The 719-nt window shown below is 62.2% G+C and carries 1 protein-coding gene; it reads left to right on the top strand.

Annotation, left to right across the window (positions count from 1 at the left end):
* Nucleotides 1-150: 150 nt before the first annotated feature.
* The coding region (locus L8F97_RS22475) for a DUF2382 domain-containing protein (RefSeq protein ID WP_242154963.1) at nt 151-719 on the top strand (569 nt) is incomplete at its 3' end.

Raw genomic sequence — 719 nt, 5'->3', positions numbered from 1 at the left:
GGGTATCGATGCCAAGCGCATCAGCACGGCTAGCGGCGGCGATGCCAGTCCCGTTGCCAGCAATGCCACCGCCGGCGGTCAGTTTCAGAACCGCCGCACCGAACTCGTTGTGACGAGCAAGTAACCCTCAACCTTCCCAAGGAGAGTATTATGACCCGGACCATCACCGCATTGTTCGATCAGCGCGCCGACGCAGAAGCCGCGAAGAACCGTTTGGAAGCCGCCAACGTCGAGACTGGTCACATCAGCATCCATGACAAGACCAGCTCGGGCTTTCATGCCACTGGCAAGTCGACCACCCAGGACCCCGGCGTGTGGGCCTCGATCAAGAATGCGTTCGTGCCTGACGAAGACCGCCATACCTATGAGGAGGGCGTCCGTCGCGGCGGTTTCCTGCTAACTGCTGACGTCAATGACGACAATATCGACGCCGCTGTCCGCGTTCTCGAAGAGTCTGACAGCATCGATGTCGATGACCGCGCGCAGCAGTGGAAGTCGTCAGGCTGGGACCATACTCCTGCCGCGGCGGTTGGCACCGGCGTCGGAGCAGCCGCCTACGGGTCGGATCGTACCGGTATTGACGTCGAGGGCGAACAGAGCATCCCGATTGTCGAGGAGCAGCTCGTCGTCGGCAAGCGCGAGGTCGATCGTGGCGGCGCACGGGTGCGGTCGTACATCACGGAAACGGCGGTGCATGAGCAGGTCCGCCTTCGTGACGA

Source organism: Sphingomonas sp. BAUL-RG-20F-R05-02, assembly GCF_022662305.1.
In the GTDB taxonomy this organism is placed as follows: Bacteria; Pseudomonadota; Alphaproteobacteria; order Sphingomonadales; family Sphingomonadaceae; genus Sphingomonas.
The sequence above is the reverse complement of the archived record's forward strand: the minus strand, read 5'-3'. Positions and strand labels throughout refer to the sequence as shown.